18 protein-coding genes are annotated in these 25,093 nt (G+C 66.8%); 1 reads left to right on the forward strand and 17 read right to left on the reverse strand.

What is annotated here, in order from left to right:
• Nucleotides 1–110 precede the first annotated feature (110 nt).
• Nucleotides 111–4,442, forward strand: coding sequence for an AAA domain-containing protein (locus JNK30_RS12425; RefSeq protein WP_293482558.1), 4,332 nt, complete (start codon nt 111–113; stop codon nt 4,440–4,442).
• On the opposite strand, the gene JNK30_RS12430 is transcribed toward JNK30_RS12425, so the two are convergent.
• The 17 genes from JNK30_RS12430 to JNK30_RS12510 form a co-directional block, all read right to left on the reverse strand.
• A complete protein-coding gene (locus tag JNK30_RS12430; RefSeq protein WP_293482559.1) occupies nt 4,439–7,741 on the reverse strand; it encodes an exodeoxyribonuclease V subunit beta in 3,303 nt (1,100 codons plus the stop codon). The two genes, JNK30_RS12425 and JNK30_RS12430, sit on opposite strands and share 4 nt — an antisense overlap.
• On the reverse strand, nt 7,738–10,386 hold the full coding sequence (locus tag JNK30_RS12435; RefSeq protein ID WP_293482560.1) for a PD-(D/E)XK nuclease family protein: 2,649 nt from the start codon (nt 10,384–10,386) through the stop codon (nt 7,738–7,740). Before JNK30_RS12435 ends, JNK30_RS12430 begins: the two co-directional genes overlap by 4 nt.
• 199 nt (nt 10,387–10,585) lie before the next feature.
• Nucleotides 10,586–12,316, reverse strand: coding sequence for an ATP-dependent helicase (locus JNK30_RS12440; RefSeq protein ID WP_293482561.1), 1,731 nt, complete (start codon nt 12,314–12,316; stop codon nt 10,586–10,588).
• Nucleotides 12,313–14,253 carry an AAA family ATPase gene (locus tag JNK30_RS12445; RefSeq protein WP_293482562.1) on the reverse strand — a complete coding sequence of 647 codons (1,941 nt, stop codon included), beginning with the start codon at nt 14,251–14,253 and terminating at the stop codon, nt 12,313–12,315. The genes JNK30_RS12440 and JNK30_RS12445 overlap by 4 nt, the downstream gene beginning before the upstream one ends.
• 130 nt (nt 14,254–14,383) lie before the next feature.
• Complete coding sequence (locus JNK30_RS12450; protein ID WP_293482563.1) at nt 14,384–14,614, reverse strand: DUF2274 domain-containing protein; 231 nt, start codon at nt 14,612–14,614, stop codon at nt 14,384–14,386.
• Nucleotides 14,615–14,626: 12 nt separating this feature from the next.
• Nucleotides 14,627–15,757, reverse strand: a complete 1,131-nt coding sequence (locus tag JNK30_RS12455) for a TrbI/VirB10 family protein (protein WP_293482564.1) — start codon at nt 15,755–15,757, stop codon at nt 14,627–14,629.
• Complete coding sequence (gene trbG, locus JNK30_RS12460) at nt 15,754–16,452, reverse strand: P-type conjugative transfer protein TrbG (protein ID WP_293482565.1); 699 nt, start codon at nt 16,450–16,452, stop codon at nt 15,754–15,756. The genes JNK30_RS12455 and trbG overlap by 4 nt, the downstream gene beginning before the upstream one ends.
• Nucleotides 16,453–16,730: 278 nt before the next feature.
• A complete protein-coding gene (trbF, locus tag JNK30_RS12465; RefSeq protein ID WP_293482566.1) occupies nt 16,731–17,417 on the reverse strand; it encodes a conjugal transfer protein TrbF in 687 nt (228 codons plus the stop codon).
• Nucleotides 17,414–18,577, reverse strand: coding sequence for a P-type conjugative transfer protein TrbL (gene trbL / locus JNK30_RS12470; RefSeq protein WP_293482567.1), 1,164 nt, complete (start codon nt 18,575–18,577; stop codon nt 17,414–17,416). Before trbL ends, trbF begins: the two co-directional genes overlap by 4 nt.
• Nucleotides 18,546–18,773: a hypothetical protein gene (locus JNK30_RS12475; protein ID WP_293482568.1), complete on the reverse strand. Its 228-nt coding sequence runs from the start codon at nt 18,771–18,773 to the stop codon at nt 18,546–18,548. Before JNK30_RS12475 ends, trbL begins: the two co-directional genes overlap by 32 nt.
• Nucleotides 18,770–19,498: a P-type conjugative transfer protein TrbJ gene (gene trbJ / locus JNK30_RS12480; RefSeq protein ID WP_367118746.1), complete on the reverse strand. Its 729-nt coding sequence runs from the start codon at nt 19,496–19,498 to the stop codon at nt 18,770–18,772. The genes JNK30_RS12475 and trbJ overlap by 4 nt, the downstream gene beginning before the upstream one ends.
• A complete protein-coding gene (trbE, locus tag JNK30_RS12485) occupies nt 19,495–21,945 on the reverse strand; it encodes a conjugal transfer protein TrbE (protein ID WP_293482569.1) in 2,451 nt (816 codons plus the stop codon). The genes trbJ and trbE overlap by 4 nt, the downstream gene beginning before the upstream one ends.
• 2 nt (nt 21,946–21,947) lie before the next feature.
• Nucleotides 21,948–22,217: a VirB3 family type IV secretion system protein gene (locus JNK30_RS12490; protein WP_293482570.1), complete on the reverse strand. Its 270-nt coding sequence runs from the start codon at nt 22,215–22,217 to the stop codon at nt 21,948–21,950.
• Entirely contained in the window at nt 22,217–22,537 is a 321-nt protein-coding gene (locus JNK30_RS12495; RefSeq protein WP_293482571.1) for a TrbC/VirB2 family protein, read from the reverse strand. Before JNK30_RS12495 ends, JNK30_RS12490 begins: the two co-directional genes overlap by 1 nt.
• Nucleotides 22,534–23,463 carry a P-type conjugative transfer ATPase TrbB gene (gene trbB, locus JNK30_RS12500; protein WP_293482721.1) on the reverse strand — a complete coding sequence of 310 codons (930 nt, stop codon included), beginning with the start codon at nt 23,461–23,463 and terminating at the stop codon, nt 22,534–22,536. Before trbB ends, JNK30_RS12495 begins: the two co-directional genes overlap by 4 nt.
• Nucleotides 23,464–23,654: 191 nt before the next feature.
• Entirely contained in the window at nt 23,655–24,335 is a 681-nt protein-coding gene (locus JNK30_RS12505; RefSeq protein WP_293482572.1) for a helix-turn-helix domain-containing protein, read from the reverse strand.
• Nucleotides 24,336–24,596: 261 nt separating this feature from the next.
• Entirely contained in the window at nt 24,597–25,091 is a 495-nt protein-coding gene (locus tag JNK30_RS12510; protein ID WP_293482573.1) for a CopG family transcriptional regulator, read from the reverse strand.
• Nucleotides 25,092–25,093 lie beyond the last annotated feature (2 nt).

Here is a 25,093-nt window from a genome sequence, read left to right on the forward strand (position 1 = left end):
CCCGGACGGGGGCTGCGGCGTCGAACCCCATCGCCGTTGTCGGCTGCCCGACTTACTGGCTGGAGTTGCACGGAAGGAGAGACGCCATCAAGCTGGTGGTGGGGGCATGAATGGACGGAACTACGCTTCGCGAACTGGCGATCAAGGTCTCGCAGTACTTCCTCGACTTTCTGGAAAGTGACTTCAAACGCCAGCAGGCGCCACGTCGCCGGATCGTCGTTCAGACCGACGCCGGATTTCGCGCGGGCATGCGCATTGGCGCGTACCCAAAGCTGCAGCAGGCGCTATGCAAGGCGCTGGAGGCTCCGGCCACTGTAATTCCGTTCCGCCCCAAGGCCTTCACGCGGCCGATGAGCCCGACGCTACGGGCCATCATTCGCGAACAGATCGCCGCCCTGGCCGACGATGCTCTCGAGGCTGTGCGCGCCGAGGTTCTGGGCAAGGCGCGTTCGACGCGTGGCGTGGCCGTGGCTCAACCCGAGCAGTGGGTCGAGGACATTCAACTCGTGCTGGCCGAGGCCCTGGCCACCCAGGTGGTGCGGCCGCTTCTGGCACTGCTGGACGGTCCCCTCTCCGAACAGGCCTATTCGGTTGTGGACTCGATCTACTCGACCGAGGCCGACCTCGTGGAGCGACTGGCGTTCGAGCTGGGCGAAATCCTGCCGGAGATTTTGAGCCGATACCTGGTCAACGGCGACAACGCCGAATTGGCCGCCGCGGCCGAAGAACTGGTGTCCGCCCCTCGGATGCGGGAGCTGCTCACCGAGTATTTCGAGACCTTCGCGTCATCGGACGCGTTCCTCGAGCTTCGCGACCTGGAAGCCTACGCGGCCACCGCCGAACGCATGCAGCTCTACCTCTACGTGGGCGCGCTCAAGTACGGTCCGTCGACCTACCCCCTGTTCTACATTCCCATAGAGATCACGCGGGTGGCCGACGGTTCGGGGCTCGACCTGCGGCTGGTGAACCACCTTTACGTCCACAAGCGAGCCATCGACTACGTCCTCCAGGAGCTCGGGCAGCGACAGCTACGTGAGTGGATGAGCCCGGTGCGCGAGCGCATCGAATACATCGACCAGGAAGGCTCCTTCCTCGACGCCGCCGAGCCGGTCTTCCGCCGGATCGTTTCGGCGTTGGACCTGGGTGGGGAAATCGAACTCGAGTTGCGCCGGCCGCAACACGCGCAAAGCTCGTTCGTGTCGGTAACGAACGCCTTGCATTTCGCGGTTTTCGACAAGGGCGATGAGGCTCTCCTCAACGACTACGAGGAGATGATCGAGCAGGCGCGCAAAGACGAGCCCGGCGTCGTGAACCTCTTCGAGGGCATCGTTCGCGGTGTCCTCATGGATAACCCGTCCAGCATCCACACCGAGGTCGAGCAGGACTGGGACGATCGCTCCGTCGTCGACCGTGTCGTGATCGATTCTCCTATCCCGCTGAACGAAGAGCAGGTGAAGATCCTGACGGCCCTGCGCAATCCGAAGGGTCGCTTCATCATCGTTGAAGGGCCTCCGGGCACCGGCAAGTCGCACACGATCACAGCCATCGCCGCCGACTGCGCGCTCAGGAAGAAGTCGTGCCTGGTGCTCTCCGACAAGCCGGAAGCGCTGGACGTGGTGCACAGCAAGCTCTCCTCGGCGATGGATCAGGTCCGGCATGAGGAAGGCTTTCCGAATCCGATCCTGAGGCTCGGTCAGCAACAGGCGAACTTCCGCAAGCTGACCTCGAACCAGACGCTCACGCAGGTCTCGGCCTATGCCAAGGCGACGCGCGCCGGGCGACCCAAGGTCGAGGCCGAGTTGGCTGACGCCAAGGCTGAACTCCAGTCCCGGATCCGGCAGGTCGTCGATGGCGTCGGGGCGACGCCGATCGCCGAGGTCGCCGCCGGCCAGGCGATCGAAGCGCGGCTTGCAGCGCTCGACCCTGAGCTCGCGCCCTGGCTCCAGGCGGTGGCTGTTGCTGAGACCGCCGAAGCACTGGAGGGTCTCCTTTCCGATCCCGGCCTCGAAACCTATCTGGCGCGCGATCTGAGCCGGGCCAGGGCGGGCCAGTTCGCACGCCAGGTGCTGGTGGACGCGGCGGCTGCGACGTTCCACGAGGTTCAAGGCCAGTCGGCCGATCTGTCGGTTTTCGGAAGTCTTTCCGAGGAGCAGCTGGAGCGCCTGGGGACGATCCTGTTCCAGGTCGAGCAACTGAAAATGCCACTTCTGGGCCTGCTGCTACGCGGTGGCCAGGTTCAAGCGCTGGAACGAGAACTTTTCGCCGAGCTTCAGCCCCGACGACCGGTCCTGCTGAGAAAGGACCGCGCCGTCCTCGACGCCATCCTGGCTGCCGGCCACCGGATGCTGAAGGCCGCCGACGCGGTGGGCCTCGACGCGGCCGCCCTGCCCGACCTCTACGCCTGCGCCAGCGAGCCAGCACGACCCGGCCATGTCGCCGTCGCGCTGAACGACTTCCTGCGGGCCGCGCAGGCCCTGGCCGGTCCGCTGCCGGCAAGCCTCGCGACGCCGAGCGAAAACGGCCAGGCTGCGCGGCTCTGGAACGAAGCCCTAGCCTATGTGCGCTGGTGGCGGCGGATGACCGCGTCCTTCGAAAGCGCGCCGGAGATCGACTACGTCACCGAAAAGACCCGCCTCGAACGGCTCAACACGACGGTGTTGAACGCCGAGGCCGACACGCGCCTGGTTCAGTTCATGACCGAGTCCCGGGCCGACGCCCGTGCGCTGGCGACGGTCGTTTCGAAGCGCCAGAAGTTCCCCGAGGAGAAGTTTGGCGGGGTGAAGGAAGCCTTCCCCGTCATCGTCGCCAGCATCCGCGAGTTCGGGGAGTACATGCCCCTCGCGCCTGGCCTCTTCGACGTGATGATTATCGACGAGGCGTCGCAGGTGTCCGTGGCGCAGGCTTTCCCAGCGCTGCTGCGAGCCCGCCAGGTGGTGGTGATGGGCGACAGCAAGCAGTTCAGCAACACCAAGTCGACCAACGCCAGCATTGCCCTGAACGACAAGTACCGTGCCGACCTGACCACTTTCTTCCGGAAGAAGGTGTCGGACGACGCGGACAAGCTCGACCGCCTCTCGCGGTTCGACGTGAAGTGCTCAATCCTGGAATTCTTCCAGTACTGCGCCAACTACAGCGTGATGCTGCGAAAGCACTTCCGCTCCTACCAGGAGCTGATCAGTTACTCGTCCAAGACGTTCTACAGTGGCCAGCTGCAGGCGATTAAGATCCGCAGTGAGCGCCTCGAGGAGGTCATCCGCTTCGACCACGTCACGCCGGCGCCGGGCGAAAGCACGCGCACCACAAACCATGCGGAAGCGCGCTACATCCTCGACCAGCTGCTGGAGTTCCTGGAGTTCGAGAACCCTGCGACCGTCGGCGTCATCACGCCTTTCCGCGAGCAGCAGGCGCTCCTCACTCGGTTGCTCTTCGGCCACACTCGGGGGGCGGAGTTCCAGGACCGCTTGAAGCTGAAGGTCATGACCTTCGATAGCTGTCAGGGTGAAGAGCGCCAGGTGATCTTCTATTCGCTGGTGGCCACGCACACGGACGACGCCCTGAACTACGTCTTCCCGGTCCGCCTGGAGTCCGCCGAGGAAAGCGTCGAGGAGAAGCTGAAGGTACAGCGCCTCAACGTGGGCTTCAGTCGGGCGCAGGAGACGATCTGGTTCGTGCTCTCCAAGCCGGTCGGCGACTATGGCGGCGCCATCGGAGGGGCCCTTCGCCACTACCAGAACCTGCTGGAAGAGCCCGGCCGCATCTTCGGCGAGACAGACCCGAACAGTCCCATGGAGGCGAAGGTCCTGGATTGGATCACGAAGACCCCGTTCTTCCAGAACCACGAGGACCAGATCGAGATTTTCCCCCAGTTCCCGATTGGCGACTATCTGCGCCAGCTGGATCCGACCTACGTCCATCCGGCCTACAAAGTGGATTTCCTCCTGACCTACTGGGGCGCCGAGGGCGTCGCCTACATCGTCCTGGAGTACGACGGTTTCGAGCACCACTTCGAACGCGGCGTCGAGATCCATGCCGGGAACCACGACCGCTACCTCTCGGAGGCCGACGTCGAACGCCAGCTAACACTGGAGAGCTACGGCTATCGGTTCCTCCGCGTGAACCGGTTCAACCTCGGGCGTGATCCGGTGCAGACGCTTTCAGACCGGCTGGCCCACCTGGTCGAGGGGCTGGGTGAACCGCCGATGGCCGCCGCCGTCGATGAGCTCCAGGCCCAGGCCGCGGGCCTCGTCTCAAAGGATCTCCGCGCTTGCAGCCGCTGCGACGAGATCAAGCCGATGGACGAGTTCTGGGACGCCGAACTGGCGACTGGCTATGGCCGGGTCTGTGTGGAGTGCAAGAACGAGCCCCCGCCGCCCCGGGCGCCACGCCCCCGGAACTACGCCGTTCGAAGTGGCCGGCCCAAGCCCCGGCGCTGGCGGTACTAGCGGCTCGCAGGCCGCTCGACCCACGTGATCTCTCCGCGGCTCATGTAGACGAGGGCGCCTCGCGGCGCGCTCGTGGCTTCAAGGTACGCAGTGAGCTGCGCGACGTAGGCGGCGCGGTCCTGGGGCGTTGGCGCGAGGTCGCTCTTCCAGTCCAGAACGGCCGTAACGTCGCCAGCCTCAAGGGCCAGGGCGTCTATGCGTCCGGAGACAAGGATGCCCTGCTCGTCCTGAGACCATATGGTCGCCTCCGCGACGAGGTGTGGTCGCAATCCTGCGATCTCGGGAAGAGCCAGGGTGTTGAGCACGGCTTCAGCGCACTCGGCCGGGTCAGGCAAAGCCTCGGCGGCGATGCCCTCAAGACCCGCAAGCTGCCCGCCGAGTTCGGCCGCGCGCCTGGCGATCCACGACCGGTCACCGTCCAGCTCGGCATTGAGCAGCTCTTCCATGAGCTTGTGCAGGATTAAGCCACGGATGCGGCCTGCGCCTACCGGCAGCGGCTGCTCGACGACGTCCTCTCCGATCGCCGCGGCGGGCTCGACGATCGGAGCACGGTCCGGATCATGCGAGCTCGGCGCTCGCCAGGTCACCGGTGGATTGGCGACGGCGATCGCGGCCGCCTCTGCGGCAAAGACATCAGCGGTCTGGTCGTTGGCGGCGGAGCCTGCAGGCGACGCGCGAGGAATCGGCAGGGTCGCGAGGTCGAGCTCAGGTAGCCGATCCTGGCCGAGGTCCACGACCCGCGACCAGGAGCGGCCGCCGGCGTTCGGCATGTGGGGCAGAATGAGGAGGTCGCGGGCGCGTGTGCAGGCCACATACCAGAGGCGTTCGCGCTCGCGGGCGGCGTTCTGCTCCTCTTCCGCCTGAGCATCGGCCAACGCGGGTGGCGCCACCCCGCCCACGATCCAGTGAAGTGTGTCGTCAACCTGGCGGTGAACGAATCGGTCGGGGCCGCGGAACTGGGTGGACGTATTGATCGGTATGACCACCGGCCACTCGAGGCCCTTGGCGCTATGGATGGTGACGATCGCGATAGCGTCATCGCTTTCGTCAACGCGCCCCTCAGCCACCCCACGCCGGCCAGCCCAGTCGTCCTGGAGATCCGCCACAAACGCCTGAAGGCCGCGCACACCGTAGCCGCGGGCGCGCTGAAGCAGGGCGTCGAGGTTGGCGAGGGCACGAGCGCTGCGGTCGCCAGCACGGAGCGTCAGTGCAACGCGCACCCTTAGCCGCTCCACGGCCTCGCCCAAAAGGGCTGCCGGCGTCGCGGACCGCGCCCGTCGGCGCAGATCACGAAGCGTGCCCAGCACCTCATGTGCGACCGCGTGACTGACGTGACGAGGGTCGGTGGCCACGGTGAATGCAGCTGCCTCACCATCCTCCCGGGGCGGCAGCGCGTGCGTGATCTCCAGCAGATCCGCCTCCGTCAGCCCGACGAGAGGGCCTCGCATCAGTGCGCCGAAGGCCAGGGTATCGGTGGCATCCGCCAACGTCCGCGCGAGCGCCAGGAGGTCCTGGGTCTCCTGGCGCAGCATGAGGGTCTTTCCGGCCTGCGACGCCACCGAAAGGCGGACGGCCTCGAGCGCGCGCTCGTAGCGCCAGAGCTCGGTGCCAGTGGGCGCCAGGAGCGCGATGTCGCCCGGCCTCAGCGGTGTGCGGCTGCCGTCAGTGCGGCGAACCTCCAGCGCCCCCACGAGCCGGCGACACGTCTCGGCCACGGCCAGCGCCTCAGTGTCCCGCTGCTCGCCAGCCTTGGCGTCCGGTGGCAGCTCAAGGCTCAGGCGCACGGCGCACGGTGGAGCATCCGGAGTTTCAGCCTGGGTGGTGGCGAGCGGCACATATCCCGGCTGGCCCGCAGCCTCCAACGGGGCAGCGAAGCAGCGATTTACGTGGCTCAGGATGTCCGGGACCGAGCGGAAGTTTGCAGTGATCTGGATGACGCTGCCCGCCACCGACGCGGCGAAGGCGTCTCGTACGGCGTTGTAGGCGCCCACATGGGCGCCCCGGAACCTGTAGATGGCCTGCTTGGGGTCGCCCACCAGGAACAGGGCGCCCGGGCGGATGGGCGAAGAGGTCCAGGGCCTCGCGAGCTCGGTGCTGGCGATGGCGAAGATGATTTCCGCCTGCTCCGGATCCGTGTCCTGGAACTCATCGACGAAGATGTGGGCATAGCGCCGGCCTACCGCGCAGCGGATGTCGTCGTGGCCGCGCAGGAGATCCCGTGCGCGTGCCTGAAGATCGTCGAAGTCGAGAGCCGCGGCGGCCCGCTTCTCTCGGGCGTAAGCCTCCAGCGCCTCATCGAGCGCCTCCGAGAGTGTGCAGACCATGGCGCCGCCCAGTTGACCCAAAAGGCGGGCGAACGCCTCGCGACACACATCCAAGTGGCTAAGCGCCTCCGAGTACCACGCCGGCCCGTCCGCTCCGGCGACGCGGCGCCAGGCGCCCTGCAGCGCGAAGGCTTTCCATTCGAGCGACTTGGCCTTCATCAGGCCAGGCTGGTGTGGTGGACGGCTCAACCGCCAGAGGTCGGCGAATGACGGGGAGCCTCGGAGACTGTCTGTGTAGAAGCCGCAAAGGGTCTCGATCTCATCCAGAAGTGCGGCCGTCCTGGGCTCTGGCGGCGCGCCGGTGAACCAGCGGGCAAAGTCGTCGACCGCCTGGACAAAGTCGAGGTCGGGGCGCCGCGCAAGGTCCACCGCCGGCGGCCGGGCCGTGGCGTGGCGGCGGCGCAGCGCCGCCAGTTCGCGCAGGGTGTCGACGACGCCCAGCGGATCGTCCTGGGCCAGCACGCCCACCGGATCATCATCGGTGGCTTCGGCCGACAGCCGAGCCGTCAACCAGCGCGTGAACACGCCGTCGAACATGGCGTCAGCCTGGATCGCGTCCATCACCTGAGCGCCCGGGTCGAGGTCGGCCTCCACGGCATAGGCCTGGATCAGGCCCTGGCAGAAGCCATGGATTGTCGTTGTGGTCAGGTCGTCGAGCGAGGCGGCCGCGCGAGCCAGGTTCGCCTTCTGCTCAGGGCTGAGACCATCGCGTAGCGCCGGCGCCAGCACGGTCGGCGTCTCGCCGGCGACGAGTTCGCCGACCATCTCGCGGATACGCTGGGCGAGCTGCCCGGCCGCCAACTCGGTGAAGGTGATCGCGGCCAGGCGCTCGGGAAGGACGCCGCTGGCTAGCAACATCGCGGCGCGGCCGGCCATCAGCGAAGTCTTTCCGGTGCCGGCCGCCGCCTCCACGAGCAAGGTCGCATCGAGCTCGGTGAGCGCGCGCCGTCGCGCATCGGCGTCGACAAGGGTCATCGACGGCTCCAGAGCGGGCTGAGCGCTGCGGCGACCTCGCCGAAGGCGCGCTCCTTGCGGCGCATATAGGCATCGAGCTCCGCCGGCATCGCCAGGCGCAAGTCGTTATAGATGTCGAGGGCGTCGGGCCCGGCCGGCGCGTGGCCGGCCTTCAGGAGGCCGACGGCTATTTCCACAAAGCCCTCCGCGTCGGCGAAGGCCGCATCCAGGCCATCGCCTGACAGAGCCGCGATCCGAGGGCCGTCGCGCAAGTAGGCCAATCGCGAGACCGACTGGCGCAGGTCGGGCAGCAGCTGGCGGGCGGCGGCGGCGTAGAGCACCCGCTGCAGTTCGCGACCCTGGTCCAGGACAAGGGCGTCGGGTTGGCGAGGCATGGCTCCGGTCTTGTAGTCGGTGACCCGAGCCGCATCGCCCGCAGCCCGCAGGTCCAGGCGGTCAATGCGTCCGCTCACCGCAAGCCCGCCGAAGACCACGCGCTGCGTTGGGTCCCACGGGCACTCGTCCGGGATCGACGCCGTGTCTGGCGGCTCGATCTCGCCGAACACCACCTCAGTCCAACTCCGCGTCCCTCCAAGTGTCTCGTCCAGGCGAAGTGCTTGGCCTGCGAGTTTGGCGGCCGCCTCGACCGTGCGGCGCCAGAGCTGAGGCGGCGGGGTTACCCGCTCCAGCGGCCAGTCGTTTAGGACTGCGTCGGCGGCAGCGGCCACGGCGGCATCGATCTGGCCGGCGCTGGCTTTCGCGAAGCCGGGGTCGGGCTCCAAACCGTTGACGGCCTGACGCAGGATCTCATGGGTCAGCTCGCCGAACGTCCTGGGGTCGGTGGTCAGCTGCAGGCCGCCCACCTCGACGGTTCGCCATCCGAGCACATGGCGCCACACGAACCCCAAGGGGTCGCGCAGAAGCCGCCGCAACGACGTTGCCGACTGAGGTCGCGATAAGGTGCGCGCCAGGACCGGGTGTTCAGCGGCGAAAAGCCCATCGTGGGCGGTGCGCTCGGCGCTGCGCCAGTTCATCCAACACAACCGGGTCGAAGCGAGGTGCGGTTGAGAAGCCGCCTCGGGCGGTCGGGCGAGAAGGCGGTCACTCTCACTCATCGCGTGGGCCGGGATCCGGGTGCGGGCGAGCTCCGCAGCGCCTTGCGGCCAAAGGCGGCTGGGTGGCAGCGGCGCCCCTTCAGCTGACCGCCGGGCCCGCGACAGCACAATACTGTCGGACGCCGCCGTCGTCAGGACGGTGAAGTGGTCGAGGTCCCGCTCGCTGCGGCTCATCGGCTCAAGGCGTCTGGGGTCCAGGATGTGGCCTGGCAGAAGCGGGTCTTCACGGCGTCCGCGCGGCCAGCCACGGCTCGAGAGTCCGAGCAGGCGGATATGGCGACGGGGCGCGCCCGCGAGATGCGAAGCTGGTCCCCAACTGACCGCGGCCGCCGCCTGCTGCGTGTCGGGAACCCGCAGGGTCTGCAAGGCCAGGGGGAGAGCTTCAGCAGGCGCCACGCCAAGGGCGGTCCGCCAGAGACGTCGGGCCTCGCCCGTCAGGAGGCTGTCGCCGGCTTCCGCTGCGACGGCCGGGCCGTGACTGAGCAGCTCCACCAACGCGATCAGAATGGTTTCCGCCAACTCGCCGGACCTGCGTTTCGGCCGAGCATCGACGAGCGCGCGCCTCCAGTGCTGCGCGGTGAAGAGGCCTGCCGCGCGGCTCAGACCATCGGCCCAGTCCTCTGGCAGGTCGGGTGCCGCGGAGGGCGCTCGGCGTAGCAGGCGGCGGACTCTTTCCTGGCTGAGGCCGCGCAACAGCACCTCGGCAAGCGCCGCGCACGCCTGACCTTCAGCCGTCTCTAGGGCCGGAAGGCCATGAGAGAAGTGAACCGGAAGGGCGGCGTCCCGCGCCAGCACCAGGACGTGTTCGTCCCAGGCCTCCGGGCTGGGCGCGGCGACGCCGATGTCGCTGGCCGCTGTGCCGCGGCTCATGAGATCCCTCGCCCAGCGCAGTGTCTCGACCACCTCGGCGCGCGGATCGGCGCACACCTCGGCGCGGACGGTCGGTGCCGCCCTTGAGGCCATCGCTTCCACCCGCCCCGGGAACCAGCCGATGTCGAGCCGTCCCGCAGGTGCCTGCCAGACGAGGTCCGTCCGGCTCGCCAACGCGACCAAGAGTGAACGCCACACGCAGTCGACGTCCAGCATGCCCTGCAACACCACCGGTCCCAGCCGGCCGGCGGCCCTGTCGACATTGGTGAGGGCCGCGTCGCGCAGGTCCGGGGCGATTAGTGCCGCCTCGGGCAGCGCCTCGCGGATACGTTCCTGGACCAAGGCCAAGTCCGCCAGGCGCGGGTGCTGGGACGCCTCCTCAGAAAGGTTGACGTCGGCCCGCCAAGCCGCTGACAGGGTGCGGAGCATCGCCCTCGCCGTTCCCGGTAGAGCGCGGACGGGCTCAATCTCCTGGAAACCGCCGGCGGCGAGCGCCGCGCGGACCCCGAACTGCAGTTGCTCGAAGGTCGCAGGCTGGCGGAAGCCGCCTGCCAGTCGAGCCGCCAGCAGCGGCAACGTCACCACCTCCAAACCGTGCTCACCAGCTTGTGCGGCGGCCGTGCGACGCATGCGGAAGGCCAGCGGCCCGTCCACCACAGCGGTTCGAGGTTGGAACAACATCGTCTTCCTTCATGCCTCGCGTAGCTGTGCCGCGCGAGACTGTTCGGCGTCCCACAGTGACTGCCCTACGTACGAAGTGTCCCGTCGTTGTTTTCAACATTCGTAGCCCAGGCTACAGATCAGCTGGGCAAAGGCCGGCTCAAGATCCTCGGCGTCCCCGCTACTCAAAGCGCCGGAAAGGCCGCAGTGGTGATCGGGCTCAAAGCGCCAGGATCTCCGCATTGCAGCCGCCGGCGTCCAGGATGGCCTTCAATCCAGCCGCGCGCCTCTTTGGTGTCGCGATAGCTAGCAAGCGCTCGGCGCGCGACGCTCCAACATAGATCTTGCGGGCCTCTTCGATCGTGTCTGGATCGGTCACGGATCCAGTCAGTACACCCAGAATGTCGCCGGCCTTCTTCACCGTTAGGACCACGCACACCGCTGGAAACTCTAGTCCTTTGACCGCATGGATGGCTTTCGCGGGTAAAGCGGTAGGGGATACCTCCGCCAGAACGGACTCGAGGTCCTTGTTGGCCCTGAGGCGCTGCCCGATGGTCGAGGTTCCGACGAGGCTCGTCCCGAGCAGGAGACGAGCCCGCTTCAACCAATCGTCGACGCTCTCTCCAGCAACCACCTTGAGCGCCTGCCCTACCGCAATGATCTCTGGCCGCCACCGCCCATCATCTCGGCCGTTGGCGGTGACGTGGGCTGTGTAGTCGCCGGCATTGGAGATGATGCCACGCACCTGAAGCACAACGCGATGAAGCCGGGTCAACGCCTCGCGACGGTTGCCGGCGGCAAACGAAAAATGGAAGGCCATCACTGCTTCCGCCAATAACAGCGTCTTGTCGTTACCAGCGTCAGGAAGGGCGCGACCAACGGCACTACCAGCGCTAGCCCAGGTCGCCGCGAGGACTGGTGCCTGCGCCGGCGCTATACCGAGACCCGCCGCGAGCGTCTGAAATCGCGCTCCTATAGCGGCCGGCACGCCGGTCCCTCCGTAGGACAGAATGTAAACCGGTGCCGCCTCATCCTTGTGCCTGCCCACGGCCTGGTCAGGCGCGCCACGCGTTGATGGCGGACGGAGCTGGGAGATCGCCGCGCAAATCGCCGGGGACGAACGGAAATTTCCGCTCATTGGCAGCTGGTCGGCCTCGCCGAACGACTTCGCAAAGTTCAGCAACTCATCTGTCACACCACCACGGAAGGCGTAGATCGCTTGGTTCGGATCGCAGACGACCTTGACGGTGATGCCGGACCCGCGAAGCCACTCGATGATCTCCAAGTCGGCCGGATTGCAGTCCTGGGCCTCATCGACAACGATCTCGCGAAATCGGGCGCTGAGCGCAGCGCCTAGGCGGGCTGCGAACAGCTTGTCGGCAAGCCTCGTGGCGACGCAGTCGCGAACATCCTCAAAGTCGAGGTAGCCCTTGGAGCGAGCCCGCGCGATCATCCCGCGCGCCGTCGTCTCCCAAGCGCCCGGGCCATTCTTCGGCGCGAAACCGGTGTCAACGGCCTTGTCCGGAAGGAAGGCACCTGTCGCCCGGTTGAAATGCTTGAGCTTGAGCGCCTGCGCCACTTCGTAGGGTCTGACTTCCCAGTCCGACTTGTCCGGCACCAGCCTCGGCGGCTGGCTGCAGCCATCGACGCCAAAGGGTGTGATTAAGAACTGCCAGAGAAATTTGTCGAAGGTGCCGATGAAGCTGGGAAAGAGGGGTGATGGCAGCACTCCGAAGCTGCGCAGCCGGCCCTCCAACTCCTCCACCGCCGCGTTGGTGAACGATAAGAAAGCGACGCCGCGGCGATCCCACGATTCCGAGAGCATCTGCCTGGCCCGCTCGACCATGGTTCGGGTCTTGCCGGCACCGGGGCAGGCGCGGACGAAGGCATGGCCCTCGTGGACGATGATCGCTTCCTGCTCCTTGGTCGGCGTGTAGGCTTCGGCGGTCACGCAACCACCTCGCGGATGGTGTCGTCGATGTATTTCGGGACAACGAAGGTGTGTTTGTTCGTGTCGGCCTTCTCGATCAAATCGGCCAGCACCTGGGCGAAATCGCCCTTCCTGGCGTTCTTGAAGATGCCCTGGATGGCTTTGGCGCGTTCGTCGCCCTCAAGGGCCGCCGCCTTGTCCCACTTCTTACCGGACCGCTTGTGTAGGCTGACATAGGCCGCGCGGAGGATCACCGCGTTGCCGGCTTCCAAGAGTTCGCTTTCGAGGGAGTAGCGGGATGTGATCGCCGACAGGATCGCCTCGGCACCGTTGGCTTTAGCGAGGGCATCCAACGCCTTCTTCCGCCGCTCACCCGGAAGGAGGCCTTCCTCTTCTTTGGCGTCCTCGTCGTCATCGGCTAGCTCGGTGTCGTCATCGTCGTCCTGGCCAACGCCGTGATCCCCGTCGGTCATGACCACGACCCGCTCAGCGATACGAGCCTCATTGACGAGGCTGGTTAGGAGATTGGCGTAGGGGACAAAGTCGACGCCATCGATGGGCACGAACACGGCCGACCTGAAAAGGCGCAACTTCTCCGGCTCTCCTTTCAGGGTGAAGTGCTCGGCGATTACGGGAAGCAGCAAGGCCTCGGCGATACCTTCCACGAGGAGCACGCGCCCTCCGAACAGCAATGCCGCCTTAGTCACGTCGAGATAGCGATCGATTTTTCGGCGCTGCAGGTCGTCGAGCTGGATCTGCGCAAGGGGGATGCAACGCGTTGAACGGCGAAGCACTGCGGCGGTCGCGGTTGCCACCAACCCCTCGACCGAATCGGGTGGCTCACCGATCCCCTCGGCGATGCCCGTCTCGATCACAGCGGCGTCGGCCTCCGCGGGCGTCGCCGCCGCCTTCTGCAAAACGCCACCTGCGGCCGGCTGTGGGATCACCGATTTGAAGACCACCAGCTGTTTGCTGCTTACCCAGGCGGACAGGTTTGGCGAGTGGCTGGCCACAACGACCTGGATCTGCCCAGCCGGTCCGTCCTCGGGCTTGTCCACGCTGGATTGAGCCGCCTGGTCTTTCAGGAACGACAACACGGCTGCCTGCAACTGGGGGTGAAGGTGCGCTTCGGGCTCTTCGACTAAGAACACTGTGAGATCGGAATTTCGCACCTTCTCCAGCTCGACGGCGATCGTGGCCATGAACAGCAGGTTGGCGTAGCCGTGGCCGGAGTAGCGCAGGTCTTCGGGGTGGACGCCGTGATCGGCGAGCTTGAATCTTAGATCGCGCGCGATATCGACCAGCGCCTCTTGCGACGCAAAGCCGAGTGCTGCGGCCTGAGGACGGACGCCGGCGGTCAATGCGGTCAGGCCCTTGCCAACCGCCTCATCCACTTTGGACAGCACGGCGTGTTCGGCCTGCCGCGCCAACTCCTTTGCCAAGTCGTCGGCGGAGACATCGCCGAGGAAGTGGTTCAGCAGGGCCATGATCCGCGTAGGGTTGCCGGATGCCAGAGCCCGTTTGGCGTCGCGTAGCGGCTGTAAATAGACGTGGCGGACCATGTCGTGGCAGCCGGGTTCCGGCAGGTTGCCTAGCTTGCCGGCCCAAAGGCTCGGACGGTCGCCCAGGCCACCATTGTAGCGAAGACCAAACCGCGCCTCGGTAAGGGTAGCATCAGTGCTAGCCGAGATTAGACGCCCCTGCTGGCCGACACTCAGATCACTGAATGTCGCTTCTAGGTCAAAGCCCGAGGTCGGGCTCTGGAAGCGAACATCGGTCGGCTCGCAGTAAATCTCGCGCCGTCCGCCCAATGGCTGGGTCAGCAGGCGGATTGCGTCGATGGCGTTGCTCTTGCCGCCATTATTCTCGCCGACGAAGACCGTCAGGTCCTTTTGGAGCTCGACCTCGCCCACGTCAAACGAGCGAAAATTCCGTAACCCTATCGCTTTGAGAAACATGGAATCCCCCGAGAAGACTGAATCTCTCCCGGGCGGCCGATGTTTGCAACTTAACGGCGAAGCGCCGAGACAGCTGCGAAGACAAACCTGCGGTCGTCCCGCAAGCGGGAATTCCAACCTCAGCGAAGAGTCAGGACCGGGCCCCTTCGCCTGGACGCTTCATACGGGTGAACGCACGATCGGTGCCCATGAACCGGGAGAGCATGGGCGGGATCAGTTTCACCGGCTCGACGGCTTTGCCCCCTTCTCGCTTCAGCGCCTCACCGTAGGCGACAAGGTCGCGATGCACCGCGGCGGGGAGTTCAACGGTGACCCGTACGGGCGTGTCGTCGAGGATTTCCGAGAGCTTGAGCTTGGCCATCTTACGCCTCCTTCAGGGCCGATAGGGTTCTAGGATGAGATCGCGAGTGACCATGACCCGCACCGGTGCACCGGGCCGAATGGTGAGCGTGGGCGCGATGTTCAGACTGCGCCCGACGGCCTGTTGGCCGACCTGGTTGAAGGTGTCTGAGCTGCCGTCGCGTAGCGCGCGGACAATGTCGCTGTCTCGAGGATCCTCGCCAAGTTGCGCGCCAATCCCCAGGATCGTCGATAAGGCGGCGGCCCCGAACAACTCGCCCCAGTGGCGGTCCACCCGGTCGCGCAGGCCGGCGTAGCCGGCGGCGTCCCCGGCAGGTTGCTTCTCAAGCACGATCGACCGACCGTTCGGGAGGATGAGCCGCGTCCACGCGAGAAGCACGCGGCTCTGACCGTGGGCGACCTGCGTATCGTAGATGCCGATGAGCTTGCTGCCCTGGGGGATGAGTAGATATCGCCCGGCCACGCTGTCGTAGACGTTCTCGGTCACCTGGCCGACGACCTGGCCTGGAATGTCCGACTTGATGCCCGTGACCAAGGCGGCCGGGATCATGGCGCCGGCTTGCAGGACGAAGGGAGAGGGAGGGCTCTGCAGGCGATCTGTACTGGTCGTGCGGCGATCCACCGGGCCATCGAGGACCGTTCGCTTTGCGCCTACAGCGTCGCCCGTAGCAGCAACACCCTCGGCGGCATCGACGCCTCGCGCCTGCGCATCGGCAGCGAATAAGCGGCTCATGCGGGCAGCATCGCGCTCCTGTTGCGCACGCTCGCGGTGGGCTTCGGCCTGCTGAAAGGCTGCATCGTCCTGGGCGGTAGCCATCCCCGGCGGCGGCGCATTCGCTTCGAGGATGGGCGTGCCGAGGTCGCCAGGGAGCGGCGGCCCGAGGGTCTGCGTCTCTCCATAGTTGTGGGGGAGCCGGTTTAGACGCTCCGGCGGCTGGCCGCCGACATTGTAGATTTCGCGAGGCTTGTGCTCGCTGGCGCCCGAGGTCATGCCGTAGGCGACGGCGCCTACTATCGCGACCGATGAGACGCCCGTCAGCGTGACGATTGCCTTGCGGGAAAGCCTGGCAACGCGCGGCCGGCTCGATCGCAGACGCAGTTCCTGGGCCGCGTCCTGCTCAGAGGGGTGGCTTATGACGGTCATGCCCCTGCCCCCTTGCGTTCGATGCGGACGCGCTTGGCGCCTCGGCTATCACCCAGCCGCAGCTCCGCCCGGGTGAAGATGCGATCGACGACGATCCGCTTGCCGATGACCCGGTAGTTCACCAGGTCCGTGACCTTGCCATCGGCACCGGCCACGAAGAGAGGCGGCAGCTCGCTTTGCACGACCGTCGCTGGCAACTCGATGTAGGTCTGGCGACCGTCATCATAGACGCGCGCCGGGCGCCAAGCGGCGCGGTCCCCGCTGATCCGATAGCCGAAGTTCAACTGGTCAACGGCGACCGTAGGCAGCGCGTACCGGTCCGCCGCCGCCGCCGCAGCGGCGGCCGCCGCCTCTTCGGCGGGATACCGCCACGCGACGGACGCCATGTAGGTCGCTGGCGTGGCTCGGAGCTCCAGATGGTAGGTCCGACGGTTCGAGTTGATAACGAGATTGGTCTGAAGCTTCGATCCAGTGGGCTTCACCAGGATATGGACGCGCCTGCCGGGTCCAGATCCGCTCTCGGTGTCACCGATGATCCATCGCGTCGTATCGCCTGCGGCGACCGGCCCGTTCCCCGAAAGCGTCTCGCCCTCTTGGAGGACGATGTCTGTGATCCGCCCCGGCGAGGCGTAGACCTGATAGAGCGCGCCATCTTCGTACTCATAGATCTGCGCGGCGTTGGCGTAGTCGCTCACGTTGGGCTGAACGCGAGCGGCGGCGTTTGCTAGGGCGACGCGCGCCGCAGGATCCGCCGGGTTCCTTCTCGGCGCACTCCGCCCGGCGCTCGCCGGCGGGTTTGGGATTGGGGCCATCGCCACCGCGGTTGCCGGACGTGCGACCTGAGCGGCGGACACCGGAGCCGTCGAAGCATGCGTCGGCTTGGGCGCGGCCTGGCTCACCAGGGGTCGGAGGACCGCGCATCCTCCTAGGGCGGTCGAAGCAACCACGCAGGCATATGTGCCGAGAATACGCATCACCCGAGCTCCCGAGACCAGTTCACGGCATGCACGAAGACGCCCAGCGGGTTCTTGCGGAGTGCATCTGCGCTCCGCGGCGGCTGCAGGACGACGGTCAGGATCGCGGTCCACCGTTCGGTCGTGGCGAGCGCGCCATCGACGTAGCGTCGCTCGATCCAGGCCACGCGGAAGCTATCAGGGGAGGCTCGGATGACGCTGGAAACATCAACGGCGACTTGGACTTGGCCGACCTTGCTGAAGGGGTCGTTGGCTCGGGCGTACTCATTCAGCGCCTGCGCGCCACGATCGGTCGTGTAGTCGTAAGCGCGCAGCCAGTTCTGCCGGACGATGATCGGATCGGCAGGGATCGCCCTCACCTCCTCGACGAAGCGCGCCAGGTGCCACGCAATCTGTGGATCCGTCGGTCGGTAACCTGCGGCAGCCGGGGCGACAGCCTGGGCTTGGCCAAGCCGATCGACCTGTACGACCCACGGCGTCACCGATCCGCGCGCGCCCTGCCACACCAGCGCGGCTGAAAGAGCGGCGGACAGCGCAAGACCGCCGAAGGCCATGAAGCGCCAGTTGCGCGCCTGAACTCGGGCGGAGCCGATGCGATCGTCCCAAGCCTGCGTCGCGCGCTGGTAGGGCGTTTCGAGCGTTGGCGTCGCGCCGTAGCGCAGGCCAGGGCGGGTGAAGACATTCATGACCGGTCCTCAGCAAGGGTGACGGAGGTTCCGCCGCTCGGATGGTCACCCGAGCGGATCGCGTGGGCGGCGGTGCTGGCCCCGTGAGCCGCGTCCTGCCGCTGCTGGTATTGGCGCGCCCAAGCCGGAGCGCCGCCATTCGGCGAGCCGCCGCCCGATGGGCCGCCGGAAGGCGCGCTCGTGCCACCGCTGCTGCCGCTGGGCCCGGGCCGCGACGGCCGGATCGCGGCGGCTGCGCCTCGGAGCCCGCCAGCGGCGGCTCCGACGGCGGCACGCGCGCCCATCACGCCCGCCGCCGCAAGACCGCCCGCCGCCAGGCCTGTGCCGACCGCTGCTCCGGCCGCGAGTTGCGGCGCACCGGAGACCAGGCCGTTCGCGATGGCAGGACCGAAGACTCCCAGGCCGAGGAGGCACAGCGAGGCGAGCGCCAAGGACAGCACTTCTTCGAGAGATGGCTGCTGCCCTCCAAAGTCACTCACGAACCCATTGAAGAGCGTCGAACCGATGCCGACGATCACTGCGAGCACGAGGACTTTGATCCCAGCCGCGACCACATTGCCGAGCACGCGCTCGGCGAGGAACGCGGTCTTCCCGAACAATCCGAATGGCACGAGGACGAAGCCGGCGAGCGTGGTGAGCTTAAACTCGATAAGCGTCACGAAGAGCTGCACGGCGAGGACGAAGAACGCGACCAGCACGCTCAGCCACGCGACGACCAAGACGAGGATGTAAGGGAAGTTGTCGAAGAAGCCCGGGAAGCCAGACAGCTGCTGAGCTTGTTCGAGAAGTGGCTTTCCGGCGTCAATACCCGCCTGAGCTATTTTCCCGGGGTGGAGGAAATCGTTCGCGGACATGCCGCTGCCCGCGGCCTTGAGGCCCAGGCCTGAGAAGGAGAGGAAGACGACCCGCGCAAGCGCGTTGAAGTTCGAGAGCAAAAACGCAAAGAAGCCAACATACAGCGTCTTCTTGATGAGGCGGGCGATGATGTCGTCGCCGGCCGCCCACGACCAGAACAGCGCGGCCAATGTGACATCGATGACGACGAGGGTGCTCGCGACGAACGCGACCTCGCCACCGAGTAGGCCGAAGCCGGAGTCGATGTAGCGGCTGAAGACATCAAGGAAGCGGTCAGCGACGCCGGTGTTCATCGCCTCCCCCATTGATGAATTTGTCGAAGCGCTCGTCGGCGGCCGCCTTGCAGCCAGGGTCGTTGGCGGCATTCATGCCGCCTCGTGCGCACTTGTCCTGACCAACAACCGCAGCGCTTTGCGATGCAGGGGAGCTCTCAGCTGCTGGTTTCTGACCACAGCCCGACAGAGCTGCCACCACGAGGAACAGAACGGCAGGCTTAGTCATCTGAAAATCTCCACGGATTGCGCCTGGTAACCCTGGCGCCGATCCATGAAGCGGCGAAACTGCTCTTGTGCCTGGGTCCGACTTGCAGCTCGGTCGGCCTGCTCCAGCGCGGCTGCCCGCCCCTGCGCCGCGATCATCGCCGTGAGATCTGTCAGCTGCTGGCTTTGGAGGGCGAGCAGCTGGTTGCCGGCTTGTGCGGCCTGCAGGATGCCACCGGCGCCCTGGCTCTCGCCGACGAGCTTGCCGAGTTCGGTTCGGCCTCCATTGAGGCCCGCGAAGACACCGGCCTGTACGCGAAGGGCGTCCTCGAACGCCGCGGCGGAGTTGCGCCAACGCGCGTTCGCCTGCGCCACCAACGCCGCGTCTGATGCGCCCGCGCCCACCGTGTAGTTCTGGCGGAACTCCCGTTCGATCGCCTGGACGTCGTAGGCGACCCGCTGGGCCTGCTGCATGAGACTCCCTACCCGGCCCAGGTTGCCCTGCAGCGTCTGTAGCGACGAGTACGGCAGCTGCGCGAGGTTGCGGGCTTGGTTCTGCAGGCTTGTCGCCTGGTTCTGCAGGCTGCGAATCTGATTGTTGATCTGCTCCAGCGCGCGGGCGGCTTGCATCACGTTGGAGGCGTAGTTCGTCGGATCGTAGACGATGCGCTGCGCGGCCGACGGGGTCGCGCAGGCGAGCGCCAGCGCAATGGCCGTCGCCGCCAAGTGGGTCTTCATGCTGATCATCGGGCTGTCTCCGGGGTGCGGGGGATGGGCGCCTGCAGCCTCACAAGGTCCGCTGCCCAGTCGAGGCCGCGGTGACGCAGCCACGCCCCTGCGAAGCCCTCGGGGCCGTGTTCGTCGAGAAGCCCGGCGATCGCCGTCTGGTCAGACTTGGCGGAGGCGGCGCAGAAGGCGAGCGCCACGTCACCGAGGCCGAGCTCAAAGAGCCGGTTCCCCTGCCGCGACTGGCAGTAGTAGTCGCGCTTGGGGATAGCGCGGCTGAGGATCTCGACCTGCCGGGCGTTCAGCCCGAACCGCGCATAGGCGGCCGAGATCTGCGGCTCCTGCGCCCGGTCGTTGGGGAGGAAGATGCGCGTCGGGCAGCTCTCGACGACGGAGGCGGCGATGGCGCTCTGCTCGATGTCCGCCAGGGACTGGGTGGCGAACACCACGGACGCGTTCTTCTTGCGGAGCGTCTTCAGCCACTCGCGCAGCTGCGCGCCGAAGGTCGCGTCGTCCAGCGCGAGCCAGCCCTCGTCGACGATCACCAGCGTCGGCCGGCCGTCCAGGCGTGTCTGAATGCGATGGAAAAGATAGGCCAGGACGGCCGGCGCGGCGGCCGACCCGACTAGCCCCTCCGTCTCGAACGCCTGCACCTCCGCCTTGCCAAGACGCTCGCTTTCGGCGTCCAGCAGCCGACCCCAGGGCCCAGCCACGGTGAAGGGCTGCAGCGCCCGCTTGAGAACGTTGGACTGCAACAGGACTGACAGGCCGGTGATCGTCCGCTCGGGGAGCGGCGCAGAGCCCAGTGAGCCGAGCGCAGCCCAGAGGTGCTCCTTCGCCTCGGGCGAAACAGAGACCCCTTCCCGGCCCAACAAACCGGCCAGCCACTCGGCCGCCCAGGCCCGCTCGGCAGGTTCATCGATGCGCGCCAAAGGCTGAAGGGCGACGGCGGCCGATCCGTCGTCTGCGAGTGCGCCGCCAAGGTCGTGGAAGTCACCGCCCATGGCGAGCGCAGCCGCACGGATCGAACCGCCGAAATCGAACGCGAACACCTGGGCGTTGCGATAGCGGCGGAACTGCAGCGCCATCAGAGCCAGCAGCACACTCTTCCCGGCGCCGGTGGGCCCGACCACCATGCTGTGGCCCACGTCGCCAAGGTGGGTGGAGAAGCGGAACGGCGTGGAGCCCTCGGTCTTGGCGAAGAACAGCGGCGGCCCGTCGAGGTGCGGGTTCCGCGCTGGCCCCGACCAGACCGCCGAGAGCGGAATCATGTGCGCGAGGTTCAGCGTCGAGATGGGCGGCTGCCGGACGTTGGCGTAGGCGTGCCCTGGAAGTCCGCCCAGCCACGCCTCGGCGGCGTTGAGCGTCTCAACCATGCAGGTGAAGTCCCGGCCCTGGATGGTCTTCTCCACCAGACGCAGCTTGGCGTCAGCAACCGTCGCGTTCTCATCCCAGACGCAGACCGTGGCGGTGACGTAGGCATGGCCGACGGCGTCGGCGCCCAGGTCCTGCAGGGCGGCGTCGGCGTCGAGGGCCTTGTTCTCTGCGTCGGTGTCGACGAGAACGGCGGCCTCGTTGGTCAGCACCTCCTTGAGGATCGCCATGATCGACTTGCGCTTGGCGAACCACTGACGGCGGATTCGGCCGAGCAACCGCGCCGCATCCACCTTGTCGAGGCAGATCGCACGCGTGGTCCACCGATAGGGAAAGGCGAGGCGGTTGAGCTCGTCCAGCAGGCCGGGCCACGTCGATGCCGGAAAGCCGGCGATCGTCAGCACGCGCAGGTGGGCGTCGCCGAGCCGCGGTTCGAGGCCGCCGATCAGCGGTTCATCCGCCACCAGCACGTCCAGGTGCATCGGCGTGTCCGGCACCCCGACCCGATGCCGACGCGTCGAGACCGTCGAATGAAGATAGGTCAGGGTCTCGGCGTCGTTGAGCCAAGCCGCCTCGGGCACGAAGCCCTCCAGCAGAGCAAGGACACGGTTCGTGCGGTCCACGAACCCGTCGATGGCCTCCCGCCAATCGACGCCGCGATGCGTGCGGCCCTCGTACAGCCAGCCTTCCGCGCGGGCCGTCCGCTCGGCAGGGGGCAGGTAGACGAACGTCAGGAAATAGGCGCTCTCGAAGTGCGCGCCATGTGCCTCGAAGGCTGCTCGCCTTTCCTCATCCACGAGCGCCGACACCGGGTCCGGGAAGTCGCTCAAGGGATAGGTCTCGGCCGCGTTGCGTTGCGCCTCGACGAAGATCGCCCACCCCGAGCCGAGCCGTCGCAGGGCCGCGTTCAGTCGGGCCGACGCCGCCACGAGCTCAGCGGCGGTCGCCGAGTCCAGGTCGGGCCCGCGGAAGCGCGCCGTGCGCTGGAAGGCCCCGTCCTTGTTGAGCACGACCCCCGGCCCGATCAGGGCGGCCCAGGGCAGGTAATCTGGCAGGCGCGCGGTGCGGGACCGGTATTCGCGAAGGTCAAACATCGTCAGACCCCCAGCACCGGTGGAATGCGGACGTGGCGGCGAACCACCTCGACGAAGTGCGGATCCTTCTTGGCCGCCCAGATGCCGAAGGCCTGGCCTACGAGCCACAGGAGGACGCCGGCAAACCACAGGCGCAGGCCGAGGCCCAGCGCGGCGGCCAGGGTGCCGTTGATGATCGCGAACGTCCGCGGCGCACCCGCGAGCAGGACCGGCTCGGTGAGCGCGCGGTGCACGGGGGCTTCGAACCCCGGAATGTCAGTCTCGGCCGGCATCAGATCAACGCTCCGCCGCCAAAGGAGAAGAACGAGAGGAAGAAGCTGGAGGCGGCGAAGGCGATCGAGAGACCGAAGACGATCTGGATCAGCCGCCGGAACCCTCCGGACGTGTCGCCGAAGGCCAGGGTCAGGCCCGTCGTGACGATGATGATCACCGCGATGATCTTCGCCACCGGCCCTTCGATCGACTGCAGGATCTTCTCCAGCGGCGCTTCCCAGGGCATGGAGGACCCACCGGCGTGGGCCGGTCCCGCGAGGAGCGCGAACGTGAGGGCTGCGCTGGCGCCTGATAGGCGCGCGGTCAGGCGGCGGATCATGCCGGGTCTCCAAGGATGGGGTGCGGACGCAGGGCGTAGGCGCCGTCGGCGCTCAGACCGTCGACGGCGCAGAGCTCGCTGAGACGGCGCTCCGCGCCGCGGCCGGTGAGAACGGCTACCAAGTCGACCGTTTCGCCGATCAAGGCGCGCGGCACGACCATGACCGCTTCCTGCACCAACTGCTCGAGACGGCGGAGGGCGCCTAGCGCACTGCCGGCGTGGATGGTGCCGACGCCGCCGGGATGGCCGGTGCCCCACGCCTTCAGGAGGTCGAGCGCCTCGGCCCCGCGCACCTCGCCGATCGGGATCCGATCAGGGCGCAGTCGCAGCGACGAGCGCACGAGTTCGGCGAGCGAGGCGACCCCGTCTTTGGTCCGCAGCGCCACGAGGTTCGGCGCCGCGCACTGCAGCTCGCGGGTGTCTTCGATCAGCACGACCCGATCGCCGCTCACGGCGACCTCGGCCAGGAGGGCATTGGCGAGTGTCGTCTTCCCGGTCGAAGTGCCGCCGGCGACGAGGATGTTCTTGCGGTCCGTCACTGCGGTCCGCAGCGCGTCCGCCTCGCTGCGGGTCATGATCTTCGCCGCGACGTAGTCGTCGAGCGTGAACACCGCGACGGCCGGCTTGCGGATGGCGAAAGTCGGTGCGCTGACGACGGGCGGCAGCAAGCCCTCGAACCGCTCACCGCTCTCCGGAAGCTCGGCGGAAACCCGAGGGCTTGCCGGGTGGACTTCGGCGCCGACGTGATGCGCGACCAGGCGCACGATCCGCTCGCCGTCCGCCGCCGACAAGCCTTCGCCGGTGTCCTCCAGCCCGTGGCTTAGCCGGTCCAGCCACAACCGACCGTCGGGATTGAGCATGACCTCGACGACTTCGGGATCGTCGAGCCAACGCCCGATCATCGGCCCTAAGGCCGTCCGCAGCATCCGCGAGCTTCGGACGAACGTCTCGCTGTGAACGGCGGAGAGGGTCACTAGGGCGCTCCGTTTCTGGCCACTGGGGCTCGACAACGGGCGCATCAATGAGCGCGCATCTGGTGCGCTCACAACACTGGCGAAGTGGTAGTAGGGTTCCTTCGCAGGAACACTGACGATCGACGGTTCGCGCCTATTGCGGCCTAGATGCCGAGCACCTTGTAAAGGTTGGGCGGGTTCTGGCCCTCGATTGCCGCGGCCTCCGGCGTCGTGACGCGCACCAACCCATGTTCGTATAGGACCGACAGCGCGCGTCGGATCTTGCCTTCGACGATGCCCGTCATTTGCCAGATCGTGTTGTAGCTGATGAGCGCCCCCTGCCGCTTGCGATCATAGACCGCGCAGAACAGCAGGTAGAGTTTCAGCGCGTTGACGTCGGCCTCATTCCGCACTGAGAGCTCTGTCAGGAACCGACAGCGCTCTGTGTTCGGGCCGCCGAACAACCGCGACACGGACATCCGCCCGAACGTGTCGTCGGCTCCGTAATCTCGCAAATGGTAGCGATTGCGCCCGCCCTGTCCCTCCTGGGAGATCGTAACGAGTCCGCGCTCCGCAAGCCTTTTTACGGCCGCCGAAATCGAAGCTTTCGAAAGCCCGGTCAGATCCTCAAGCTGGCTGTAGGTTGGCGAGGCCGTACCCTGCCCAGGTCCTGCCGACGCGACGCTCTTGTTCTCCGCCTTCAGCAGCAGGGCGATCAAGACCTTGAGGGCGGCGCCGGCGACCCCCCGGCTTCGCGCGGTCGCGCTGAAGGCGCGAAGCCCGTCGTCATAGATCCACTTGTTGGGCAGGCGCGCGAAGCGACCCTCAGAAGGCGACGTCGGCATTTACGGACGAGGGATCTTGGTGAGGGCCAACGCGACGACGGCTAGCGCCGCAAGACAGACCACCACGATGGCGGTGTGAGGCTCGGCCAGCATCGGGAGCAGGCTGGGGAGGATTTTGTCCAGTTCCATGGGGTCCTTTCACGACCAGAGAGGCAACTGAACGAATTTTGACGACCTAAGGTATGAGTATCTAGATAGCCCTCACCGAGGCAGCCCCACCAATAGGAGGGCTTTTCTCCATCTTTCCAATGACATTCGTGCTCAGCCCATTTCCTCTTTGGGAGGACTGTTTGGTTCACGAGAGGGGTCCCCGCGATCCAAATTGGGGGGACTCGAACGACCTGCCACGTCACCCCTTAGATCCTCAGACACCTCCCTCGTAAAGCTTGCGCCCTTCGCCAGCCGCCGACCGAGTGTGGAGACGAAGCCCTCGAACCGCTCCCGTCCCTTGGCCTGGGCCGCGGCCTGCTGCGCCTCCGGCACCGCCGGCGTCGTGGTCAGCCAGAAGCGCACGAAGAGCGCCATGGTCTCGATGGAGATGCCGAGGTTCCGCTCGAGCCGCTCCACGGCGCGTGTGTGCTGGTCGAGGCGACGCACGATCGCCGCCTCCTGCCGTTGCGCCTCGTCCGGCGTGATGAAGGACGCGATCGCCGCCTCGGCGACCAGGGACATCGGCTTCTCCCGTCGTCGCGCGAACGCCTCGAGCACCGCCATGGTCTCGGGCTCGAGGTAGACCGATAGCCGGACCTTCTTCATCG

Origin of the sequence: Phenylobacterium sp. (genome assembly GCF_016793225.1) — a bacterium.
Taxonomy (GTDB): Bacteria; Pseudomonadota; Alphaproteobacteria; order Caulobacterales; family Caulobacteraceae; genus Phenylobacterium.